The organism is Paenibacillus apis (genome assembly GCF_018333295.1).
Classification (GTDB): domain Bacteria; phylum Bacillota; class Bacilli; order Paenibacillales; family Paenibacillaceae; genus Fontibacillus; species Fontibacillus antibioticophila.
The window spans coordinates 116,330-134,162 of record NZ_BORS01000011.1 but is presented as its reverse complement, the minus strand read 5'-3'; the positions used below and the strand labels follow the sequence as shown (position 1 = coordinate 134,162).

18 protein-coding genes are annotated in these 17,833 nt (G+C 50.7%); 8 read left to right on the top strand and 10 right to left on the bottom strand.

What is annotated here, in order from left to right; translation table 11 throughout:
- The first annotated feature begins 148 nt into the window (after positions 1-148).
- Positions 149-727, top strand: coding sequence for a phosphatidylglycerophosphatase A family protein (locus KI362_RS16605; RefSeq protein ID WP_044481786.1), 579 nt, complete (start codon positions 149-151; stop codon positions 725-727).
- A gap of 40 nt (positions 728-767) precedes the next feature.
- Here the strand turns inward: KI362_RS16605 and KI362_RS16600 are convergent, their stop codons facing one another.
- The 3 genes from KI362_RS16600 to KI362_RS16590 form a co-directional block, all read right to left on the bottom strand.
- Positions 768-1,772, bottom strand: coding sequence for an MBL fold metallo-hydrolase (locus tag KI362_RS16600; protein WP_301628743.1), 1,005 nt, complete (start codon positions 1,770-1,772; stop codon positions 768-770).
- On the bottom strand, positions 1,769-2,521 hold the full coding sequence (locus tag KI362_RS16595) for a class I SAM-dependent methyltransferase (protein WP_301628741.1): 753 nt from the start codon (positions 2,519-2,521) through the stop codon (positions 1,769-1,771). Before KI362_RS16595 ends, KI362_RS16600 begins: the two co-directional genes overlap by 4 nt.
- A gap of 131 nt (positions 2,522-2,652) precedes the next feature.
- Positions 2,653-3,831: a foldase protein PrsA gene (locus KI362_RS16590; protein ID WP_301628739.1), complete on the bottom strand. Its 1,179-nt coding sequence runs from the start codon at positions 3,829-3,831 to the stop codon at positions 2,653-2,655.
- 213 nt (positions 3,832-4,044) lie between these two features.
- Here KI362_RS16590 and KI362_RS16585 point away from each other — a divergent pair, with 213 nt between their 5' ends.
- From KI362_RS16585 to KI362_RS16575, 3 genes are all read left to right on the top strand, one after another.
- Complete coding sequence (locus KI362_RS16585) at positions 4,045-5,400, top strand: dipeptidase (protein WP_301628737.1); 1,356 nt, start codon at positions 4,045-4,047, stop codon at positions 5,398-5,400.
- 283 nt (positions 5,401-5,683) lie between these two features.
- Positions 5,684-6,637, top strand: a complete 954-nt coding sequence (locus KI362_RS16580; RefSeq protein WP_301628735.1) for an ArsR/SmtB family transcription factor — start codon at positions 5,684-5,686, stop codon at positions 6,635-6,637.
- A 4-nt stretch (positions 6,638-6,641) separates the two neighbouring features.
- Positions 6,642-7,928 carry an MFS transporter gene (locus KI362_RS16575; protein WP_301628733.1) on the top strand — a complete coding sequence of 429 codons (1,287 nt, stop codon included), beginning with the start codon at positions 6,642-6,644 and terminating at the stop codon, positions 7,926-7,928.
- Between the two features lie 197 nt (positions 7,929-8,125).
- On the opposite strand, the gene KI362_RS16570 is transcribed toward KI362_RS16575, so the two are convergent.
- The 4 genes from KI362_RS16570 to KI362_RS16555 form a co-directional block, all read right to left on the bottom strand.
- A complete protein-coding gene (locus tag KI362_RS16570; RefSeq protein WP_044481798.1) occupies positions 8,126-8,350 on the bottom strand; it encodes a helix-turn-helix domain-containing protein in 225 nt (74 codons plus the stop codon).
- Positions 8,351-8,466: 116 nt separating this feature from the next.
- Entirely contained in the window at positions 8,467-9,957 is a 1,491-nt protein-coding gene (gene glpK / locus KI362_RS16565; RefSeq protein ID WP_301628731.1) for a glycerol kinase GlpK, read from the bottom strand.
- Between the two features lie 57 nt (positions 9,958-10,014).
- Entirely contained in the window at positions 10,015-10,440 is a 426-nt protein-coding gene (locus KI362_RS16560) for a DUF1801 domain-containing protein (protein WP_301628729.1), read from the bottom strand.
- Positions 10,441-10,556: 116 nt separating this feature from the next.
- The gene (locus KI362_RS16555) at positions 10,557-11,006 is read right to left on the bottom strand and encodes a MarR family winged helix-turn-helix transcriptional regulator (protein WP_301628727.1); all 450 of its coding nucleotides are present in this window, start codon (positions 11,004-11,006) and stop codon (positions 10,557-10,559) included.
- A 193-nt stretch (positions 11,007-11,199) separates the two neighbouring features.
- Between KI362_RS16555 and KI362_RS16550 the strand changes: the two genes are divergently transcribed.
- The 3 genes from KI362_RS16550 to nagA are packed head-to-tail and all read left to right on the top strand — an operon-like array spanning position 11,200 to position 13,968.
- Positions 11,200-12,069, top strand: coding sequence for a MurR/RpiR family transcriptional regulator (locus KI362_RS16550; protein WP_044482139.1), 870 nt, complete (start codon positions 11,200-11,202; stop codon positions 12,067-12,069).
- Entirely contained in the window at positions 12,062-12,781 is a 720-nt protein-coding gene (gene nagB, locus KI362_RS16545) for a glucosamine-6-phosphate deaminase (RefSeq protein WP_081671829.1), read from the top strand. The genes KI362_RS16550 and nagB overlap by 8 nt, the downstream gene beginning before the upstream one ends.
- Positions 12,781-13,968, top strand: coding sequence for an N-acetylglucosamine-6-phosphate deacetylase (nagA, locus tag KI362_RS16540; RefSeq protein ID WP_301628725.1), 1,188 nt, complete (start codon positions 12,781-12,783; stop codon positions 13,966-13,968). Before nagB ends, nagA begins: the two co-directional genes overlap by 1 nt.
- Positions 13,969-14,044: 76 nt before the next feature.
- On the opposite strand, the gene KI362_RS16535 is transcribed toward nagA, so the two are convergent.
- Entirely contained in the window at positions 14,045-14,959 is a 915-nt protein-coding gene (locus tag KI362_RS16535) for a YhcN/YlaJ family sporulation lipoprotein (protein ID WP_301628723.1), read from the bottom strand.
- 120 nt (positions 14,960-15,079) lie between these two features.
- On the bottom strand, positions 15,080-16,063 hold the full coding sequence (locus KI362_RS16530) for a glycosyltransferase (protein ID WP_301628722.1): 984 nt from the start codon (positions 16,061-16,063) through the stop codon (positions 15,080-15,082).
- Positions 16,064-16,131: 68 nt separating this feature from the next.
- On the opposite strand from KI362_RS16530, the gene KI362_RS16525 reads away from it, so the two are divergent.
- Entirely contained in the window at positions 16,132-17,112 is a 981-nt protein-coding gene (locus KI362_RS16525; protein WP_301628720.1) for a DUF4855 domain-containing protein, read from the top strand.
- A gap of 62 nt (positions 17,113-17,174) precedes the next feature.
- Here KI362_RS16525 and KI362_RS16520 read toward each other — a convergent pair whose 3' ends face one another.
- Positions 17,175-17,729, bottom strand: a complete 555-nt coding sequence (locus KI362_RS16520) for a hypothetical protein (RefSeq protein WP_301628717.1) — start codon at positions 17,727-17,729, stop codon at positions 17,175-17,177.
- Between the last annotated feature and the right edge of the window lie 104 nt (positions 17,730-17,833).

Sequence of the window (17,833 nt, the reverse complement as noted above, 5' to 3'; positions counted from 1 at the left end):
GCGCGTTTGAACAACCTCTAAAAGATGACTTTTCAGACAACCTCTATTACTATGTATACGAGCCCCTTTTTGAAAAATAACTATCTTTTTGCACCAAGATGGACACACTGCATCATAGCTATAGCTTGAATACAGTTAGGAGTAGGTGATGAAGATCGAAACAGAAGAACGGAAGACGAAGGCTCCTTATAGCCTGAACAGCAAGAAGGTGGCGGATGCCACGATGTTATGGCTCGAGAAGCGCGGGGTAAAGATCGAGGAAATCGCAGAATTAGTGATGCTGCTACAGAAGAAATATTATCCTGACCTGGCCATAGAGGAATGCATTCATAATGTGGAGCAGGTGCTGAGTAAACGAGAGGTTCAGAATGCTGTGCTAACCGGTATTCAGCTCGATTTACTGGCGGAGCAGGGACTTTTGATCCCTGAATTGCAGGATATGGTCGCTAATGACGAGGGACTGTACGGCGTGGATGAGATTCTGGCCTTTTCCATCGTCAATGTGTACGGAAGCATCGGATTTACGAACTATGGATACGTGGACAAATTGAAGCCCGGCATTCTGGAGCGTCTTAACGATAAGACACTAGGGCCATGCAATACGTTCCTCGACGATATCGTCGGTGCGGTCGCAGCGTCGGCCAGCAGCCGGATTGCTCATCGCAAGCAGGCGGAGCGGGAACAGGAGCAGGGCGAGGATACGCTCGGCAAAGATATCGTCCGTTAGCTCCATTTAAAAACCGTTTGGAGAAAAGAGATTTACTCTTTCACTCCAAGCGGTTTTTCATTCTTGTTGAGCCAAACCGGATATGTGAATTTGAATTACTAATCTCGAGCCTTCCCCGCCGTACTAATTCAAACAGGTGCGCTAATGTCTCCGCCATGGCAAACCGCATCTGATGAATACCCAATTCGGTGCCAAACAGAGCTTCGCAAATATTAAAGCCGCTTCGCTTCCCGTCGTCCAGCAAAGCCTCAATCTTTTCCAAGCGTTCCTCATGATGCAGCAGCAGTCGGTCAATTCGCTCAGTAAAGCCGGAGAAGGGATTTCGGTGCCCCGGGAACGCCACACTTACCCGGAAGTCCTTCAGCTTGTCCAAAGATTGCAGGAAGGAATGCAACGGGTTCGGGTCGCTTCCGGGAAGCAGACTGATATTCGGCGATATCTGCGGAAGGACCGCATCTCCGCATAAGATGATTCCCTGCCCATCCTCGTAGAACGATAGGTGTCCAGGGGCGTGGCCTGCCGTTTCGATAGCTGTCCAGCTTCGACCTCCTAATCGAAGGACCTCTCCGTCCGCAATAAATGTGAGTTCAGGCTGCGGCTCCACTTGAGAAAGAAAGCTGTCCAGATGGCCCGGAAGCTGGGCGAGCCAGGAGTCCGGCATTCCATGCTGAGCAAATAAGGCGCTCAGCTCTTCGTTGATTCGCTGCCCCTTCCCCCACATCAGCTGGGCTTCTTCATAGGCACGGCGGGACATATAAACCTTGGCTCCGCTAAGGGACTGCATGTATCCTGCCAATCCGTAGTGATCCGGGTGATGGTGAGTCACTACGATGGAGGTAATCTCCTGAGCCTGAATCCCCAATTCTCCCAGCGCCTGCTCCCATGTTGCTATGGATTCATCGGTACGGGGCCCGGGATCAACCAGTGTTATCTCTCCATTTCCTTGCAAAACATAGCTGTTTACCCATCGGAGCGGGGGAGCCATCGGAATATGCACGGCGTGAATCCCATATTCGTCCCAGTCCTGTATCATCTGCCGGTTCATTGGCATCCACCCAACAGGATCATACGTGGAGACATTATCTGATCGTAGCTCTCGCCTGCATGGCTTCCGTAAATTTGCTCCAATGTAAGCCCGGCCTCTCCAAGCATAGCGGTAAATTGTTCAGCAGTATACAGCTTGATCCGCTCCAGGTATTCACGGGGTTCCCCCCGATCGTCTCCTTCGCTCTTATCTGCTTGAGAAATCCAGATCCGCTTCATGACATACCCATTCTGAATCACTCTACGCTCCACAATTCGCTGGCCATCATCCATTCGTTCGGACTCTGGAACTAAGTGATCCGCAGTATACCTCGGATTCAGGTAGTCAATGATAAACCTTCCCTCCGGTTTCAGTACCCGCTTAATCTCACGCAGCACTTGAATATGCTCATGGTCCTCCTTGAAGTAGCCGAAGGAGCTGAACAGGTTCACAACCGCATCAAATCCTTCCGTTAGCGGCAGCTTCCGCATATCCGCTTGAAGCCATGTCACCCGGTGCTCCGGGTCATTTCTTCGGGCTTCACGCAACAGGACCTCCGATAAATCAACGCCCGTTACTTCAAAGCCAGCTTCCACCAACGCCATGGAGTGGCGTCCCATTCCACAGCACAGATCAAGAACCTTCGCTTCCTGCGGCAGCTTCAGCCACTCAACCATGCGCTCGACTTCTCGTCTAGCCCCCTGAGTATCACGATGCTTATATACAAGCAAGTAGTCTTCACCAAAGCTGTGCTCATACCATTCCGCCATGATCTCTCCTCCAGTTTGAGCTCTGTTCTGTTCCATATGTATATAGCCTTTATTGTACCTCCAATGAATCATCCTGTACAAACACTCACTAAAAAAAGAGGGTGCCTGTTCAGGCCCCTCTATCATTCCAGTTATTCTGCTGCTTCTGTGTTTGCTTCGTCATCCGATGAATCTGTGAAGGTATTCGTGATTGTTGCGTTGCTGCGCAGGCCCTCAATCCAGCTGTTGCTCAGCTCCGATACTTGGTTGGATACCAGCGTTTTACGGATATAATCCTTCTCTTCCTCATAGGTCGCCGAGTGTGCTTCAATACGGTCCGTAACCTTGATTACTGTATAGCCGCCGCTTGTCTTGACAGCTTCGCTGATTTCATCCTTGGCAAGCGCGAAAGCCGCCTCTTCAATCGCTTCCTCCTGCTCTCCGCGGGCAAAGAAATCTGTATCGCCGCCGTTAGCCTTGGTGTATTCATCCAATGACACACTAGCAGCGAGCTCTGCAAAGTCCTTGCCTTCCTTCAATTGCTTGATTACATCATTCGCTTCTTCTTCCGTAGCGACAACAATCAACGAGGCCCGAACTTGCTCCGGTGTATCGAATGACGATTTGTAATCTTCAAACGTTTGCTTGACTTCATCATCCGTGACCGTGATTTGCGGCTCAAGCAGCTTCGTCATTAACAATTTCAACTGAATATTTTCACGAAGCACTTCCATGCTCATACCGTTAGAAACCAGTGCGCTGTCAAGTGCTTCCTTTGAGCCGAAGGACTTTTCCAGATCTGCAACTTCAGCGTCAATGTCGCTCTCCGTAACCTCAACGCTCTGCTTCACTGCCTCTTGATTGACAAGCTCCTCCATAATCAATTGATCAAGTGCGGATTGCTTGGTGGCGGAGCTTAGTTCTTCATATAGACGGTCCTTGGAGATTTCCACTCCGTTTACCGTAGCTACTGCTTCTGCCTTGTTCGTTGCAAATGGCGGCTTGACCAGCACAATAATCAGCACAACCACAAGTGCCAGTGAAGTAAATAACCAGACCTTGTTGCTGCCGCCATTCCCGTTATTCGATAACGAGCCGTTCTCCTTGATTGATTCATCATGAACCGGAGCCATTACTGTCAAAGACTCGCTTTCAGTTTCCTCTTCATTCGCAATCTCTTCCAAAGGCTGGGTCTCTGTGTCTTCAGCCGCGGTGCCGCCTGTCTCTACAGGCTTCTCTTCTGCAGGTGTGTCAACACTTCCCTCTGTAAGCGCATCCTCTTCTGCTTGTCCGCCCGGGACGATTTCTAATTCCTTGTCCTTATCTTCCATTCGATCGCTGACTCCCTTCATTCTTGTACAAACTTATACTCTTATGACTTTATCAGATTAATGCAGGTTATACCTTAAGGAATCCTAAAAAAGATGCACATTTTTTAAGACAATTTTAATCTGAACCGCAGAATTTACCGCCGGTTATTTCTGTTATCGTGCAAAAAGGTGTAAAATGGGAGGGAAACTAACGTCCGGGAGGAAATGATAACGATGGATTACCAAAGCTATTTTCAGAGCAACAAAGACAAGCATTTACAGGAACTGGGCGAACTGATCTCGATACCGAGTATTTCCGCTCTATCCGAACATAAATCCGATATGAACCGAGCCGCTGAATGGGTTGCCGACTCCCTTCGCCGTGCCGGCATGGAGCAAGTAGAAATTTATCCGACAGACGGTCATCCGATTGTTTACGGTGAGCATGTACATGCTCCTGGCAAGCCTACGGTCTTGGTCTATGGACATTACGATGTACAACCTGTAGACCCGCTGGAGTTATGGGAAAGCCCGCCATTCGAGCCCACCATTCGCGATAACAAATTGTTTGCCCGGGGAGCTACCGATGATAAAGGGCAAATATTTCTTCATATAAAGGCCGCCGAAGCCCTTCTTCAATTGGATAAAGAGCTGCCGGTCAACCTCAAGTTCTGTATTGAAGGTGAAGAAGAGGTAACAAGTCCGAATCTCCCGTCCTTCCTGACCGAACATCAGGGCAAGCTGGCTGCCGATGTCGTTCTGATCTCTGATACCGCCTTGCTGGAACCAGGCAAGCCGGCCATTTGTACCGGTCTGCGCGGATTGTGTTCTCTGGAGGTTAGCGTAAGAACGGCAAATACGGATTTGCATTCCGGGACATATGGCGGCGGAGTGCCGAATTCACTTCATGTGCTGGTCGATCTGTTGGCTTCGCTGCATGATAAGCAAGGCCGGGTTGCCGTCGAGGGCTTCTATGAAGGTGTGCCTGAGATGACCGATCTGATTCGCGAAGAAATCGAGAAGCTTCAATTCAGCGAGGAAGGGCTGAAACAAACCCTTGCCCTGGACACGCTGTACGGTGAAGAAGGCTTCGGATTCATCGCCCGCACCGGTGTTCGTCCGACACTGGAATTAAACGGTGTGTACGGCGGATTCCAAGGGGAGGGAACCAAGACGGTCATCCCGAAGGAAGCCCACGCCAAGATCACCTGCCGGCTCGTGGGAGATCAGGATCCGCAGGATGTGCTTGATAAGATTGAAGCCCATCTTCAAGCCCATCTGCTTCCTGGCGCCAAGCTTGAAGTGAAGCAGCTGGAGCGGGCCCGCGCGTTCACTATCGATCCGTCCGACCCGATGCTGCAAAAGGCTGCAGATGCTTATGAAAAAATCTATGGAACCCGTGCATTGTTCACGAAGGATGGCGGCTCTATTCCAATCGTTGAGACCTTGTCCCGTGTTCTGAAGGCTCCTGCCGTCATGATGGGCTTCGGCTTGCCGAATGAAAACCTGCACGCTCCGAATGAGCATTTCCATTTAGAAAACTTTGACAAAGGTCTGCTGACGATTGTTGAATATTTGAAGTCGCTGTAAACCTCAATTTCGAAAAGCCGTCCCCATGGGGCGGTTTTTTTGCTATCAGACCGTCCGAATGAACTCCGATACAACAGACCTTCCTTATACCTGTTGCCTTGGTAAGGGCCGAAGGTCCGCTATCCGTTCGATAAGCTTGCATCACTCGATAGATTCGATTATTATAGAACAATAACGTCGTTCTATATTTATAGAACTAAAGAACATTGTAATGCCTGCCTTGTTCAAGGAAGGAAAAGGGCAGGAAAGAGAAGGGCAGGAAAGAGAAGGGAAGAGAAGCGTAATGGACTATCAAATCGAAGCGGATTTTGCTCCAATTTATGAATGCGCGGCAAGCCTGACGGCTTTTTTCGCCAAACAAAACCACGGTGCCCTGGATGCCGGAAAACCATGGGTGAAGGACGTTCAGGAGCGGTTTGCGCCTGCGACGCTGCAGAAAATGCGAGTGTCGGTCAAACTGCTGGATGACTTCAGCCTGTCTCCGTTTATTTGGAAATGCCCGGGTCCGCGTACAGTTACCCGATTTTTGGAATGGTTCTCCGGATTGTCGTTGGGTGAACTGTACGAAATTTCAGCCGCTTGCAGCCAATCCGTCCCCGCCAATCTTGCGGAGCTTCGGGATGCGGCCTGCGAGGTGTTGCAGGAATGGCATTTGCATTATTTTTCCACGATCGACCCCCGGATCATCGAAGGTCTGGAGCAGGAAGCGTCCTCCTTGAAGTCCCGATTGGGCGGCGAAACAAGCGGCATGGACATCTACGAGATGGCGACGAACGGGATGCGTTTATATCCAGGCGATGCTCTAGCCCGGGTCGTGCTCATCCCCCAATACCATTCTCGCCCGCTGGTGACTTCCAGCATCTTCGAGACGATGATTTTCACCCAATATTCATGCGACCTGTTTCCTCCGGCCCCGGGCTACCCCGCTCCTGCTCTGCTTCGCTTGACCCGAGCGTTGTCGGATGAAACCCGGCTTCGCATTCTCCGGCTGCTGGCCCGAAAACAGATGACATTTACCGAAATCACCCGCGATATCGCCATCTCCAAGAGCACGATCCATTACCACTTGATCGCCCTTCGGGCGGCCGGATTGGTGATCGTGCATTACCAGGCCAAAAGCTCAGAGTTCAAGTCGGTCGAATACAGCCTGCGCCGCGAAGCGTTAAACGGGTTGTCCGGTCAAATCGACGACTATTTCGCGGGCGGCGAACTTGCCGATCCGGTCGTGGTGAAATAAGGAGATGATTACCTTGAAGCATCGGGCTTATTACGGGCTGCTGTCAACGACCGCCTTAAGCGGATTCGGAGATGCGTTCGGCTTGCTTGCCATGGAGTGGCTGGTTTATGAAATCACCGGCTCAAAACTGGCGATGGGAGCACTCGCTCTCTCTTCCGGCATTCCGGAGCTGATGATTCGCCTGCTCGGTTCGCCACTCTCCGACCGATTGCCCCGGCACCGCCTCATGGCAGGACTGGCCGCCGTGCGGCTGACTGCCATTCTTCTGCCCTGGATCGCCGGCTTGGCCGGGCATCTGCAGTTATGGCACTTGTTCCTGGCGGCCGGACTTAGCGGCTCTTGCTCGGCCCTGTTTATGCCGACAGCCATGGCCCTCGTGCCGGAAGCAGCCGGTTCCCGCAAACTGACCCGGGCTTTCGCCATGATCGACGGATCCCGGAATGCGGCAGCCTTGGTCGGTCCGGCGATCGCAGGCGGTGTAGTGGCCGGATTCGGGTCGCTGCCCGCATTGGGAATCAATGCGGCCTGTTACCTGGCGGCTATCGCCATGCTGCTGCTATTGCCGAGGAGCACGCGCCGGAACGAGACCCCTTCCGCTTCCATCGCCGCTTATCTGCGGGAGATCACCGAAGGCTTTTCGTTTTACAGGCAGGTTCCGGCCATGTTCGCCGTCATGGTCATGGTTTCGATCAGCAATATGTGCCAAGGCGCCATCTGGACGATGATGGTTCCGTTCGTCAGCGAAGTCCTGCAGCTGGACGCCGCAGCGATGGGGACCTTCACGACCGCTACCGCTTTGGGCTCCCTGACGGGGCTTGGATTGATCTCCTGGCTGGGCGATATCAAGCAGCGGCGGTTGGTTATGGTCTTTAGTCTGGCGGCGATCGGATGCTTCAACGCCATCCTCGGTCTAACTCGGAGCTATCCGGTTGCTCTGGCGGCACTGTTTGCTTCGGGCGCCTGCGGGCCCTTCTTCGGCTCCCTGAGTTCTTCCCTGCATGGCAAACTCGTTCCCGACCGTTTGCAGGGCCGCGTAAATGCGAACCGTTTCTTGATCGGCGGTGCCCTGTATCCGGTGGGGACGTTTGCCGGGAGTATCGTCGCCGAGCATTACGGCGTGCAGACGATGTTTTTGGCCGCCGGGCTGCTCCCGATCTTCAGCTCCTGCGTCATGCTGCTCCTTCCCGGACTTCGAACGCTCAATGGAGAGTTGTCCGAAATCCGGACTCCGTTCCAACCCGACACCCCCGCCCTGACGGCGGTGCATAGCCGCGCGCCCATGGACGTTTAACGCAAAAGCCTCCGCTCCCGCATAACAAGCAGGGCGGAGGCTTTCGATTCTTCCTGGCGCGTTGGCGGCATAGCGCGGCACCTTTCCAGACTAGAAAAAAAAGAGCCTCCTCGCTCCTATGCGGAAGCTCGTTAGCTCTCAGTTTTGCATTCACACTGCAAATGACGACAGTGAGCGGGAGGACTTACCGCTCATCGTCAGATTTTCAACTCCCCAAGCTTGATCAGCTCGACAACCGCCTGTGCCCGGCCCTTTACGTTCAGTTTTTGCATGACATTGGAAATGTGGTTCCGGACTGTCTTCTCACTGATAAACAGCTGTCCTGCAATATCCCGTGTCGTTTTATCCTGCACGAGGAGTTCAAAAACTTCCCGTTCACGATGTGTTAACAGAAATTTGCTGTTGCGATCGCTAGTCTTCAAAATGCGTCACCCCTCCTTGCTTGGGTTTTTGGTTTAACAAGGTTCAGGGATACAGTCAACACATCTTATGAAGAAACCGGGTTAATGGTGCGGTATGCAGGCAATTTGGGCTTGAGCTACTTGAAGGCCATAGCCGCATTTACCGCGCGCTTCCAGCCCTCATAGAGGGACAAACGAACCTCCTCTTCTAGAGAAGGCTCAAAGCGACGATCAAGCCTCCAGATCTGGCGGATTTCTTCCCGGTCCTGCCAATAGCCTACGGCAAGCCCAGCCAGGAAGGCTGCTCCCAGTGCTGTAGTCTCGCGAACTTCCGGCCGCTCCACGGCAAGGTCCAAAATATCGCTCTGAAATCCCATTAAAAACGCATTCGATACGGCTCCGCCGTCCACGCGCATCTTGGAGACCGCCATACCTGCGTCCTGCTCCATGGCTGTGAGTATATCCTTCGTCTGATAAGCGAGCGCTTCCAGTGTTGCACGAATAAAATGCTCCTTCGACGTGCCCCGAGTCAACCCGAACACAGCTCCCCTCACTTCACTGTCCCAATAAGGACTGCCTAAGCCTACAAAAGCAGGAACCACATAAACTCCCTCCGTCGAATCCACACGGCTCGCATAAACCTCACTATCCTTGGTATCGCGAAGCATGCGCAGACCGTCCCGAAGCCATTGAATGGCCGATCCGGACACGAAAATGCTCCCTTCCAAGGCATACTCTACCTTGCCGTCAATCCCCCAAGCAATCGATGTAATCAGTCCATGCGCCGACTCAACGGGCCGTTCGCCCGTATACATTAACATGAAGCAGCCTGTTCCGTAGGTGGTCTTCACCATTCCCTCTTCGAAGCAGGTTTGGCCGAACAAAGCAGCTTGCTGATCCCCGGCGACACCTGCAATCGGAACTTCCTCGCCAAAAAAATGATAGGGTACGGTGTTGCCATAGATCTCCGAGGAGGACCGCACTTCCGGCAGCATAGCCGCGGGTACATCCAGAATAGCTAGCAGCTCCTGATCCCACTCCAGGGAGTGAATATTATACATCAGCGTTCTGGAGGCATTGGAATAATCCGTAACATGCAGCGCACCGCCGGACAGCTTCCAGATCAGCCAGGTGTCGATTGTGCCAAACAGGAGCTCACCTCTGGCCGCCCGTTCTCTGGCACCAGCGACATGGTCAAGTATCCATTTTACCTTTGTACCGGAAAAGTAGGGATCAATAAGCAGTCCTGTCTTATCCCGAAAAAGCTCATCATGGCCTGCTTGCTTCAATTCCTCGCAAATGGAAGCCGTTTGTCTCGACTGCCAGACGATAGCCGGATAAACGGGCATGCCTGTCTCCTTATCCCAGATGATCGTCGTCTCCCGCTGATTCGTTATGCCAATTCCGGCGATTTGCTTCGGCTTCACCCCGGATTCGGACAGACAGGAAGCGATCACCGCGAGAATCGAGCCCCAGATTTCATTTGGCTGCTGCTCCACCCACCCCGGCTTAGGAAAATACTGGGGGAACTCGCGCTGGGCGGAATGAACGACAGCGCCCTCCCGGTTGAATAAAATGGCCCGCGAGCTTGTTGTTCCTTGGTCCAGAGCAAGAATATAGGTTTCCAAATAAAATCTTCCCCTTTCTTTTTCCAGCCTCTTATTGCGGAGCGTTCTTCAGTTATTCTATTCCGCCGGCGGATAAGTTTCTTTCAGAAATTGAACCGACTGATTGATCAATGCTATTAAAATATCTTCATTAACATCCGCCACTTTATTGATATAAACGCAGCCTTTTCCCGCTGTATGCTTGCCCAACTGTTCGAGCAGGTTATCCCGCGCTTCATCCCCCGTCGCGAAATACAAGCTGATCTTCGCCTTTCTCGGGGAGAAACCCACGAGCGGCGCATCGCCTTCATGCCCGGAGGCGTACTTGTAATGATAGGATCCGAACCCGATGATGCTGGATCCCCACATTTTTGCCGGATAGCCTGTCGTTTCACTGAAAATATCCAATAACCGATAGGCATCTTCGCGTTTTTGGGGTTGATCCACATTTTCGATAAATTCGATGACGCTGTTTTCAGTTTCCTTTGTTTTCTGCTGATACATCGCTAATTCGCCTCTCTTCTACGGCAGACCGTTTATAATTTTGAAGCTGCTCTATATGAACGATTTTGAAAAGAAGCCTGCCCGCAGGCAAGCTCCTCTCAGTCTCCCTCAAGACTTTAATCACGGTCCGATTTCGGGACATCATTCTGCGAAAGCTTTTCGATGACCCCAATCAGAATCTCCAATTCATGTGAGGTTAAATCCGAAAGGTGAGCTTTTAAAACCTTGCGCGATCGGTTCCCCGCCTCCTTATAGACGTCTGCCCCATGCTGGGTGACTGACAGAAGCACCGCCCGGCGGTCTTGTTCATCATGCCTGCGCTCGATATAACCGCTTTGAACTAGACGATCAGCCATTACGGTGATCGCACTCGGCTTAACATCCAATTTCTCTGACAGGTAACTGACGTTGCAGGACTTACTGCGGTAGATCAAGCTCAGCATCTGGAACTGGGGACCTGTCAGGCCAAGCTCACTGTGCTGCATAATTTCACTATGGATTTTACGGAAGCTGTTAGACCATGCAGCCAGTAGGCGTTCAATATAATGATCCAGGTCAAAATCCAATGTTTTTTCACCTCGGCAATCCTTGATTCTACCATTTTAGTGTAGTATGCAATTGCACAAATCACAACAGTAAATCATGCCTGCTTGAATTCACCGGGAGAATTGGTTATGATGAAATCAAAATAATTTTCATGTATATTAAAGATAATATAAAAATAATTTTCTCTCAGAAAGAGGGTGATTATAGAATATGCTGTCACCGATTTTGCATGCAGTATCCAGCCATCTGGAGACACTCCCGCCTCAAGAGAGACGGCTGGGGGAGTATATTCTGGAGCATTCCTCCGCTGTAATTCACCTTGGGATTACGGAGTTAGCCAATACATGCGGAATTAGCCCGTCTACAGTGACGCGCTTTTGCAAAACCTTTCACTTTAAGGGGTTTCCTGATTTCAAAATGAAGCTGGCCGGAGAGCTGGCCCATCAGACATCGGAAGCCCAGTATCAGGATATTATTGCCGGAAATGACTTGCACAAAATCGTGCAGGCTATGGAAGCAAACCATGTGGCATCCATTACGGACACAACCCGGCTATTGGACATGAATACACTCCAGAGAGCTATTCATGCTTTGTGCCGGGCCAGCAGGATCGATTTATACGGGGTGGCCACATCTTCCATTATTGCTCAGGACTTTTATCAAAAGCTGATTCGAATCGGCAAAAATAGTACAGCATTTTCCGATTCGCATATGCAGATTACTTCGGCATCCGGACTTCAGGCCGGGGATGCGGCGCTTGCCATTTCCTACAGCGGGGAAACCCCGGAGACCATTGATGCCCTAAGGTGCGCAAGAGACAGCGGAGCCGTAACGATCTCGCTGACGCAATACGGCAGCAACTCGCTCGCCTCTATGGCTGATATCTCTTTGTTCTCATCCTCACTTGAAGAGGGGATGCGCCGGGGAGATATGGCATCCAGAATCGCTCAGCTTCATGTTATCGATATTCTATTTACAGGTATGGTCAGTACAGAGTTCGAGGATTTCATTCCGAGATTGGAAGGTTCTTATCAGAACGTTCAAGCATACAGAATATCCAAGGAGGGTAACAAAAATGATTAATATTATTAAAGTGAACAGTGAACAACAATTTAATGAGACCGGTGCCGGTATTATCGCCAGCTTGCTGCAATCCAATCCCCGGGCTATTTTGGGTCTGGCTACCGGCGGCACGCCTGTAGGCGTATATCAGAAGCTGGTAGAACTATATCGTGAAGGTGTGGTCAGCTTCAAACAAGCCAGCAGCTACAATCTGGATGAGTATGTCGGTCTGCCTGAGAATCATCCGGAGAGCTACCGCCGGTTCATGAATGAAAAGCTGTTCAATCATATCGATATTCCGATTGAGAATACACATGTTCCTTCCGGAAATTCAGAGAAAGCCGCAGAAGAATATACCCGACTGCTGGAGAAGGCGGGACAGATTGACCTGCAATTGCTTGGCGTGGGACATAACGGACATATTGGATTTAACGAGCCGAGCGAGAACCTGCACGGACCAACCCATATCGTGGAATTGGATGAACTAACACGCCAGGCCAATGCGCGCTATTTCCCTTCAATTGAAGAAGTTCCAACCCATGCGGTCACGATGGGAATTGGCACGATCCTGCAAGCCAAGCAGATTTTGTTGATGGCAAAGGGCGCCGACAAAGCCGAAATTGTAGCCAAAGCGTTAAAAGGACCGATCACGACTCAATGCCCGGCATCCCTGCTCCAGACTCACGCTAATGTTGTCGTTGTGCTGGACCAAGCCGCAGGGGGACTTCTCTAATGGAATCCTCTTCTCTGCAAATTATTCATGCACAGGTCGTTACTCCACGGGGCATCATTAAGGACGGCGCAGTTTCGGTAGAAAACGGAGTGATCCGTTATGTGGGTACAACCCCGGGCCTCGCCTCGGCAGGCTTGTCGACCCATGAAGCTATTGATGCGAAGGGGGCCTATGTCCTGCCGGGATTTATCGATATACATGTTCACGGCGGCATGCTCCAGGATTTTTCGGCGCCAAGCAAACAAGCATTCGATGATATTACCAAGCTGCACCTGAGTCAAGGCACGACCTCGATGCTAGCCACCACCATGACTATGCCAAAAGAGGTTATTGATGCGGTTCTGGAAGAAGTTCACCGCTATATAGAAGACGGGATGCCTTATGCCAAGCTGGCAGGTGTCCATCTGGAGGGTCCCTTCATCAACCCGAATTGGCCCGGCGCCCAGAATCCAGCGCACATCGTTCCTCCCAACAAGGCTTGGGTCGAGCAATGGAATGCTAAATATCCCGGCCTAATCAAGCAGGTGACCCTTGCTCCTGAACAAGAAGGAGCGCATGAGCTTATCGCCTTCCTTCGCAGTCAAGCAATCGTTGCTGCTGCAGGCCATACAGATGCAACCTATGAGGAGATCATGTCGGCTGTTGAAGTGGGTCTCCATCATGCAGTGCATACCTTCAATGCGATGACTCCGTTCCACCATCGCAAGCCGGGAACTGCCGGGGCCGTGCTAAGCAGCCCAGCTATCAGCGCAGAGATTATTGCCGATGGGATTCATGTGCATAAAGCAGGCATCCAGTTGCTTGCCCAAGTCAAGAACAAACGTAATCTGATTCTGATCACGGATGCGATGTCCGCAGCTGGATTAGGGAACGGAGATTATATGCTTGGGGATTTGCCTGTCGTCGTCAAGGATAATGTATGTACGCTCAAAGAGGATGAAGGAACCTTGGCCGGAAGCACCTTGACCATGATTCGCGGCTTCCGACACCTGGTTCAGGAGATTGGCCTGACGATAGAGCAAGCATCAGAAGCAGCAAGCGGCAACCCGGCGCGACTGCTAAGAATCGATCACTCCACCGGCTCCATCGAGACCGGAAAGCTGGCGGACCTGCTGCTTGTCAGTACGGACCTGCAATTGGAAAAGATTTGGGTCGAGGGCCGTGCCTTCCAGAGTGAACTTCAATAGGTCTATGTAAAATAAAGAACTGTCCGTGATTCCCCCGAGGGAAGGGACAGTTCTTTTTTGCTGCAGACTCCTGTCTCTAACGAGTCACTCCGCCTGAATAGCCATTATTATTGATTCCGGCCGGTGTCATGCCTCTATTGTTAATCCCGTTCGGCTGTGTCGGCGCATAACCGTTCGGTCCAGTCATGGTTCCTGCGCGGGATGGAAACACCCGATCAATCATCGTCTGAAAGTCGGAAATCATATCCTGGAGTGCTGATCCGCCGCGGGATTCTGTAGCATAACTGCCGACCCTTGATACAAAGTCGGAATCATTGGATACATAGACATTACGAATATTCGGGGCTGTCTTTTTAATCACATCGGTAACCTGATCTTTTACCTGTTGAGTCACATTGTCAGTCACCCTGCCGGCTTCCGTACCGTTCTCGATGCCATTGAACGTGCCGGTTCCCATGCCCCCATCGCCGCGATTTATATCGAACAAGCTGCCTGCCGTTCCGGAACGCCCTGTTAATCCGCGAGCCAGCCCGCCATTCCCTCCGCTTCCTCGGGTCTCGGAGTTTGCTCCGTACGAACCGCTGGAATTCGTCATTCCCCGGTTATTATTGATCCCTGTTGACCTCCCTGTCGACATCTCCGATATGCCCGATCCTGTCCCGGGATTGTTATTGGTTCCATGAAGCGTCACCGCTACATAAGCATCCCGGTCAGTCACGACGACATGAGCCGTTTGAATATCGCTCAGCCCGGCAACTTTGTTGCTCAGCGCAGGACTGTATTTCAGCGAAGTAATCCGCTCCGATTGACCGTTACCCGCGCTCCGCGAAAACAAACGATTTCCTTGCGGCAGCGAATTTACGTCAACATTTCGTCCGTTATGGTTTCGCAGGCTTTGCGTTTTGACATTATTGTTATCCGTACGAGTTCCACAGGCCGTCAAACCGACCATCCCGGCGATAAGAGCGGCGGACAATGATAAATGGACCATCTTCTTTATATGCATCGAAAGTACATTCCCCTTCCATAGCTATAATGATTACAGCTATAGAATGGCTCTCTGCATGAAACAGTATCCTGAAAAGTTTTGACAAGGAAGCCGCCGGGAAATTTATAAACGATTGTATATCGAAAGCAATTGACAGCCTACGACCCGGATATCATGATAATGTTCTGCAAACTTCCTTCCCTCGATGCCTTTACGCTTACGCAAGGCGCCTGAGGTTATCAATGTTCTCAATACATCGTACAACGTATCGGGACTAGCATTACACAGAGGAAGCTCTGGGGGAAATGTGCCTATGAGAGCCTCTCTAATAAAGGCGACCACGGGTTTTCCGAGTGCCATCGCCTCAACTGCAACCAACCCGTAAGATCCGCATAAAATTTGGTCTATGATAAGATCGGCCTGGCGGTACAATGCCAGCGCTTCCTCACGCGCCAACTTCTCAACCCTGATGTATCGCAGGGGATATTCCAACTTCAGCTTGCTTATGGCTTCCTCTATCCTTTCCGTTCCTTTAAACAACGGATCTGTAGGCGCATGAATAATAAGCGGGCAAGATTCGTGTTCGTCGGGGTAAGCTGGAGAACTATGGACAACATCTATAGCGAGAGGAAGAATACACACCTCTTTATAATAGGGTTTGACGTACTCGTAAACCTCATGGTCCTGCACGATCCCGATTGGAACATATTCTCCAACATGGGATAACCTGCGCTTAATATCACTCTCTTTAGGCGCATTTACGATACGAACGTAAGGATTATGGAGTGAAGCCATGCTTAGCATTCTGACATCATTTCCCCAATGATGCATTACTATAGGCTTTCCCGCCTTTTGGATCAGCTTCAAATCATCCATGCCGGGGATCATCGTCATATTAAAGTGGAAGTGGAACAAATCGAAGTAATTCAGCGCTTCACCAAAATTTTTCATTAACTCATATTGGTCCGTAAGCATAATATTTTCCGTATAATTCTGAAATGCTCTGAAATAATTAAAGCCAACCGCTTGATGCCCGAATTTGCCCAGTTCTTTGCAAAATAGCCCTACCTGACCGCCGATTTCCATTGGAGCATGAACAATTTTCAAGTCTGTATCGTCCCCTTCTACATATACATAGATCGATTCTCTCTAATCAAAAGTGAGGTGACAAAATATTGCCAAGACCAAAGCATCTCTGTGTCTTGCCCTGCGGCGGACTGTTGCCTGAGCATTTCGCACCGTGGACCTCATCTGACCTCGCCCCTTACGTTCATTATGTACCTGAGGAATTATCCGGATCTCATGCGTTCAAGCCTCTGTTCGATGGCTTTATATTTAATGGAATCGGCTCTCGTCCCGGGCGCTTCATGTATCCGATGTACGCGGCATTCGGAGCGGCCGCTGACCAAAGTGATTGGCTTTTGTGGATAGATTCCCTTTTCGCCCCTGGCTGTAATTTGGACGCTTTAAACTCCCTTGCGGATCGGCCGCTTAATGTATGGGTGTCCATCCCTTATCCGCAGATGCTGTATACAAATTTCGGAAAATTGAATGGCCGAGAGCTTCATTTTATGTCCGCTAAAGACCGTTATGAAGCGGTTGAATGGTGGATCGACCAGTTTCTAGAACGATGGAATCAAGTGGGCAATGATTTTGGTAATCTGGGGCTTCGAGGATTTCTATGGCAGAGGGAATCGATCGATAAGCATGACGAACCATTAGTAAAAATGACCAATCGGTTTATTGCCTCTGAAGGTTATCATTCCCTTTGGCTGCCGCAGTATGGGGCATACGGGGCCGTGAAGTTCAGCATGCTCGGTTTCAATGACGCAGCGATCCATGCCAACTATTACGGAAACGCCGGAATGGGCGTAGAATGGATTAATCATGCAGCAATCATGGCTAGATCCTGCGGGGCCGGGTTCCAAATCATTTGCGGAAAAGGCATTTTATATAACGATACTCATTTCCTCGATTATTTAAATCTGGGGCTTCCCGAGAAAAACGGCTATGCCTCCAGCCATTTGCTCGTATACCAGTTTCCGAACCAAAGACTGGGGGATTTATCGAAAAAACAACCCGAAGACTATGAACGACTATATGCATTTATTTCAGGGGCGTACTGCAAAACATCATATCCTGGAATAGACTATTGAATGGAAAGAGAAAGGAGGCCGGAGAGACAAAGCTCTCTTCCGGCCTCTTCCGAGAATAGTTGCTACACTACGGCAAGCGAGTGAACACGCAGTTCGCCAAGATACTCTCCGGCGGCACCAAATGGATAGGGTGCTACAGTCGGTGCTGTTACGGTCGTTGTTACTGTGAATTGGACGGAACCTAATGGGCCAAGGGTAGCGAGCAAGAGTGTATCACCCGAACCAATAGCTACATTTTGCTTGTTTCCGCCATTGCTAAGGCCTGTAATCAGCGGCACAGTCAGAACGACGATTCCCAACAAGTTGATCGCTTCCAGTGTAACTGTCGAAGTGGCCGTTTCGTCAGCAGCATAAGCAAAAAATGCCGTAATCGGAAGGCCTACCGTAAAGACTGGAAGCAACCCGGCAGGAATCGAATAAGTGGACACAAATGTTACTGTTGAGCCTGGTCCGTCGAACGGAGAAAAGATGTAAGTCCCGTTCCCATTAATAAATGGCATTTCCGGATCTTTTGGTACGACGATTGCGGGGGTGGGAAGGGACCCAGGAGGCGCTCCAGTATCTGCCGTAACCACTGTATTAGCGGTTGTAGTGAAAGCATCCAAGATCAGAGCCATGAATTCACCTCCTTTCTTCATAACTCTGTCAGACTTATCGTCCGACTGTTTAAGATATGCAGCGGTACCTCCCCCTTGCTTGGTCAAATCATCTGAGCTTTCCG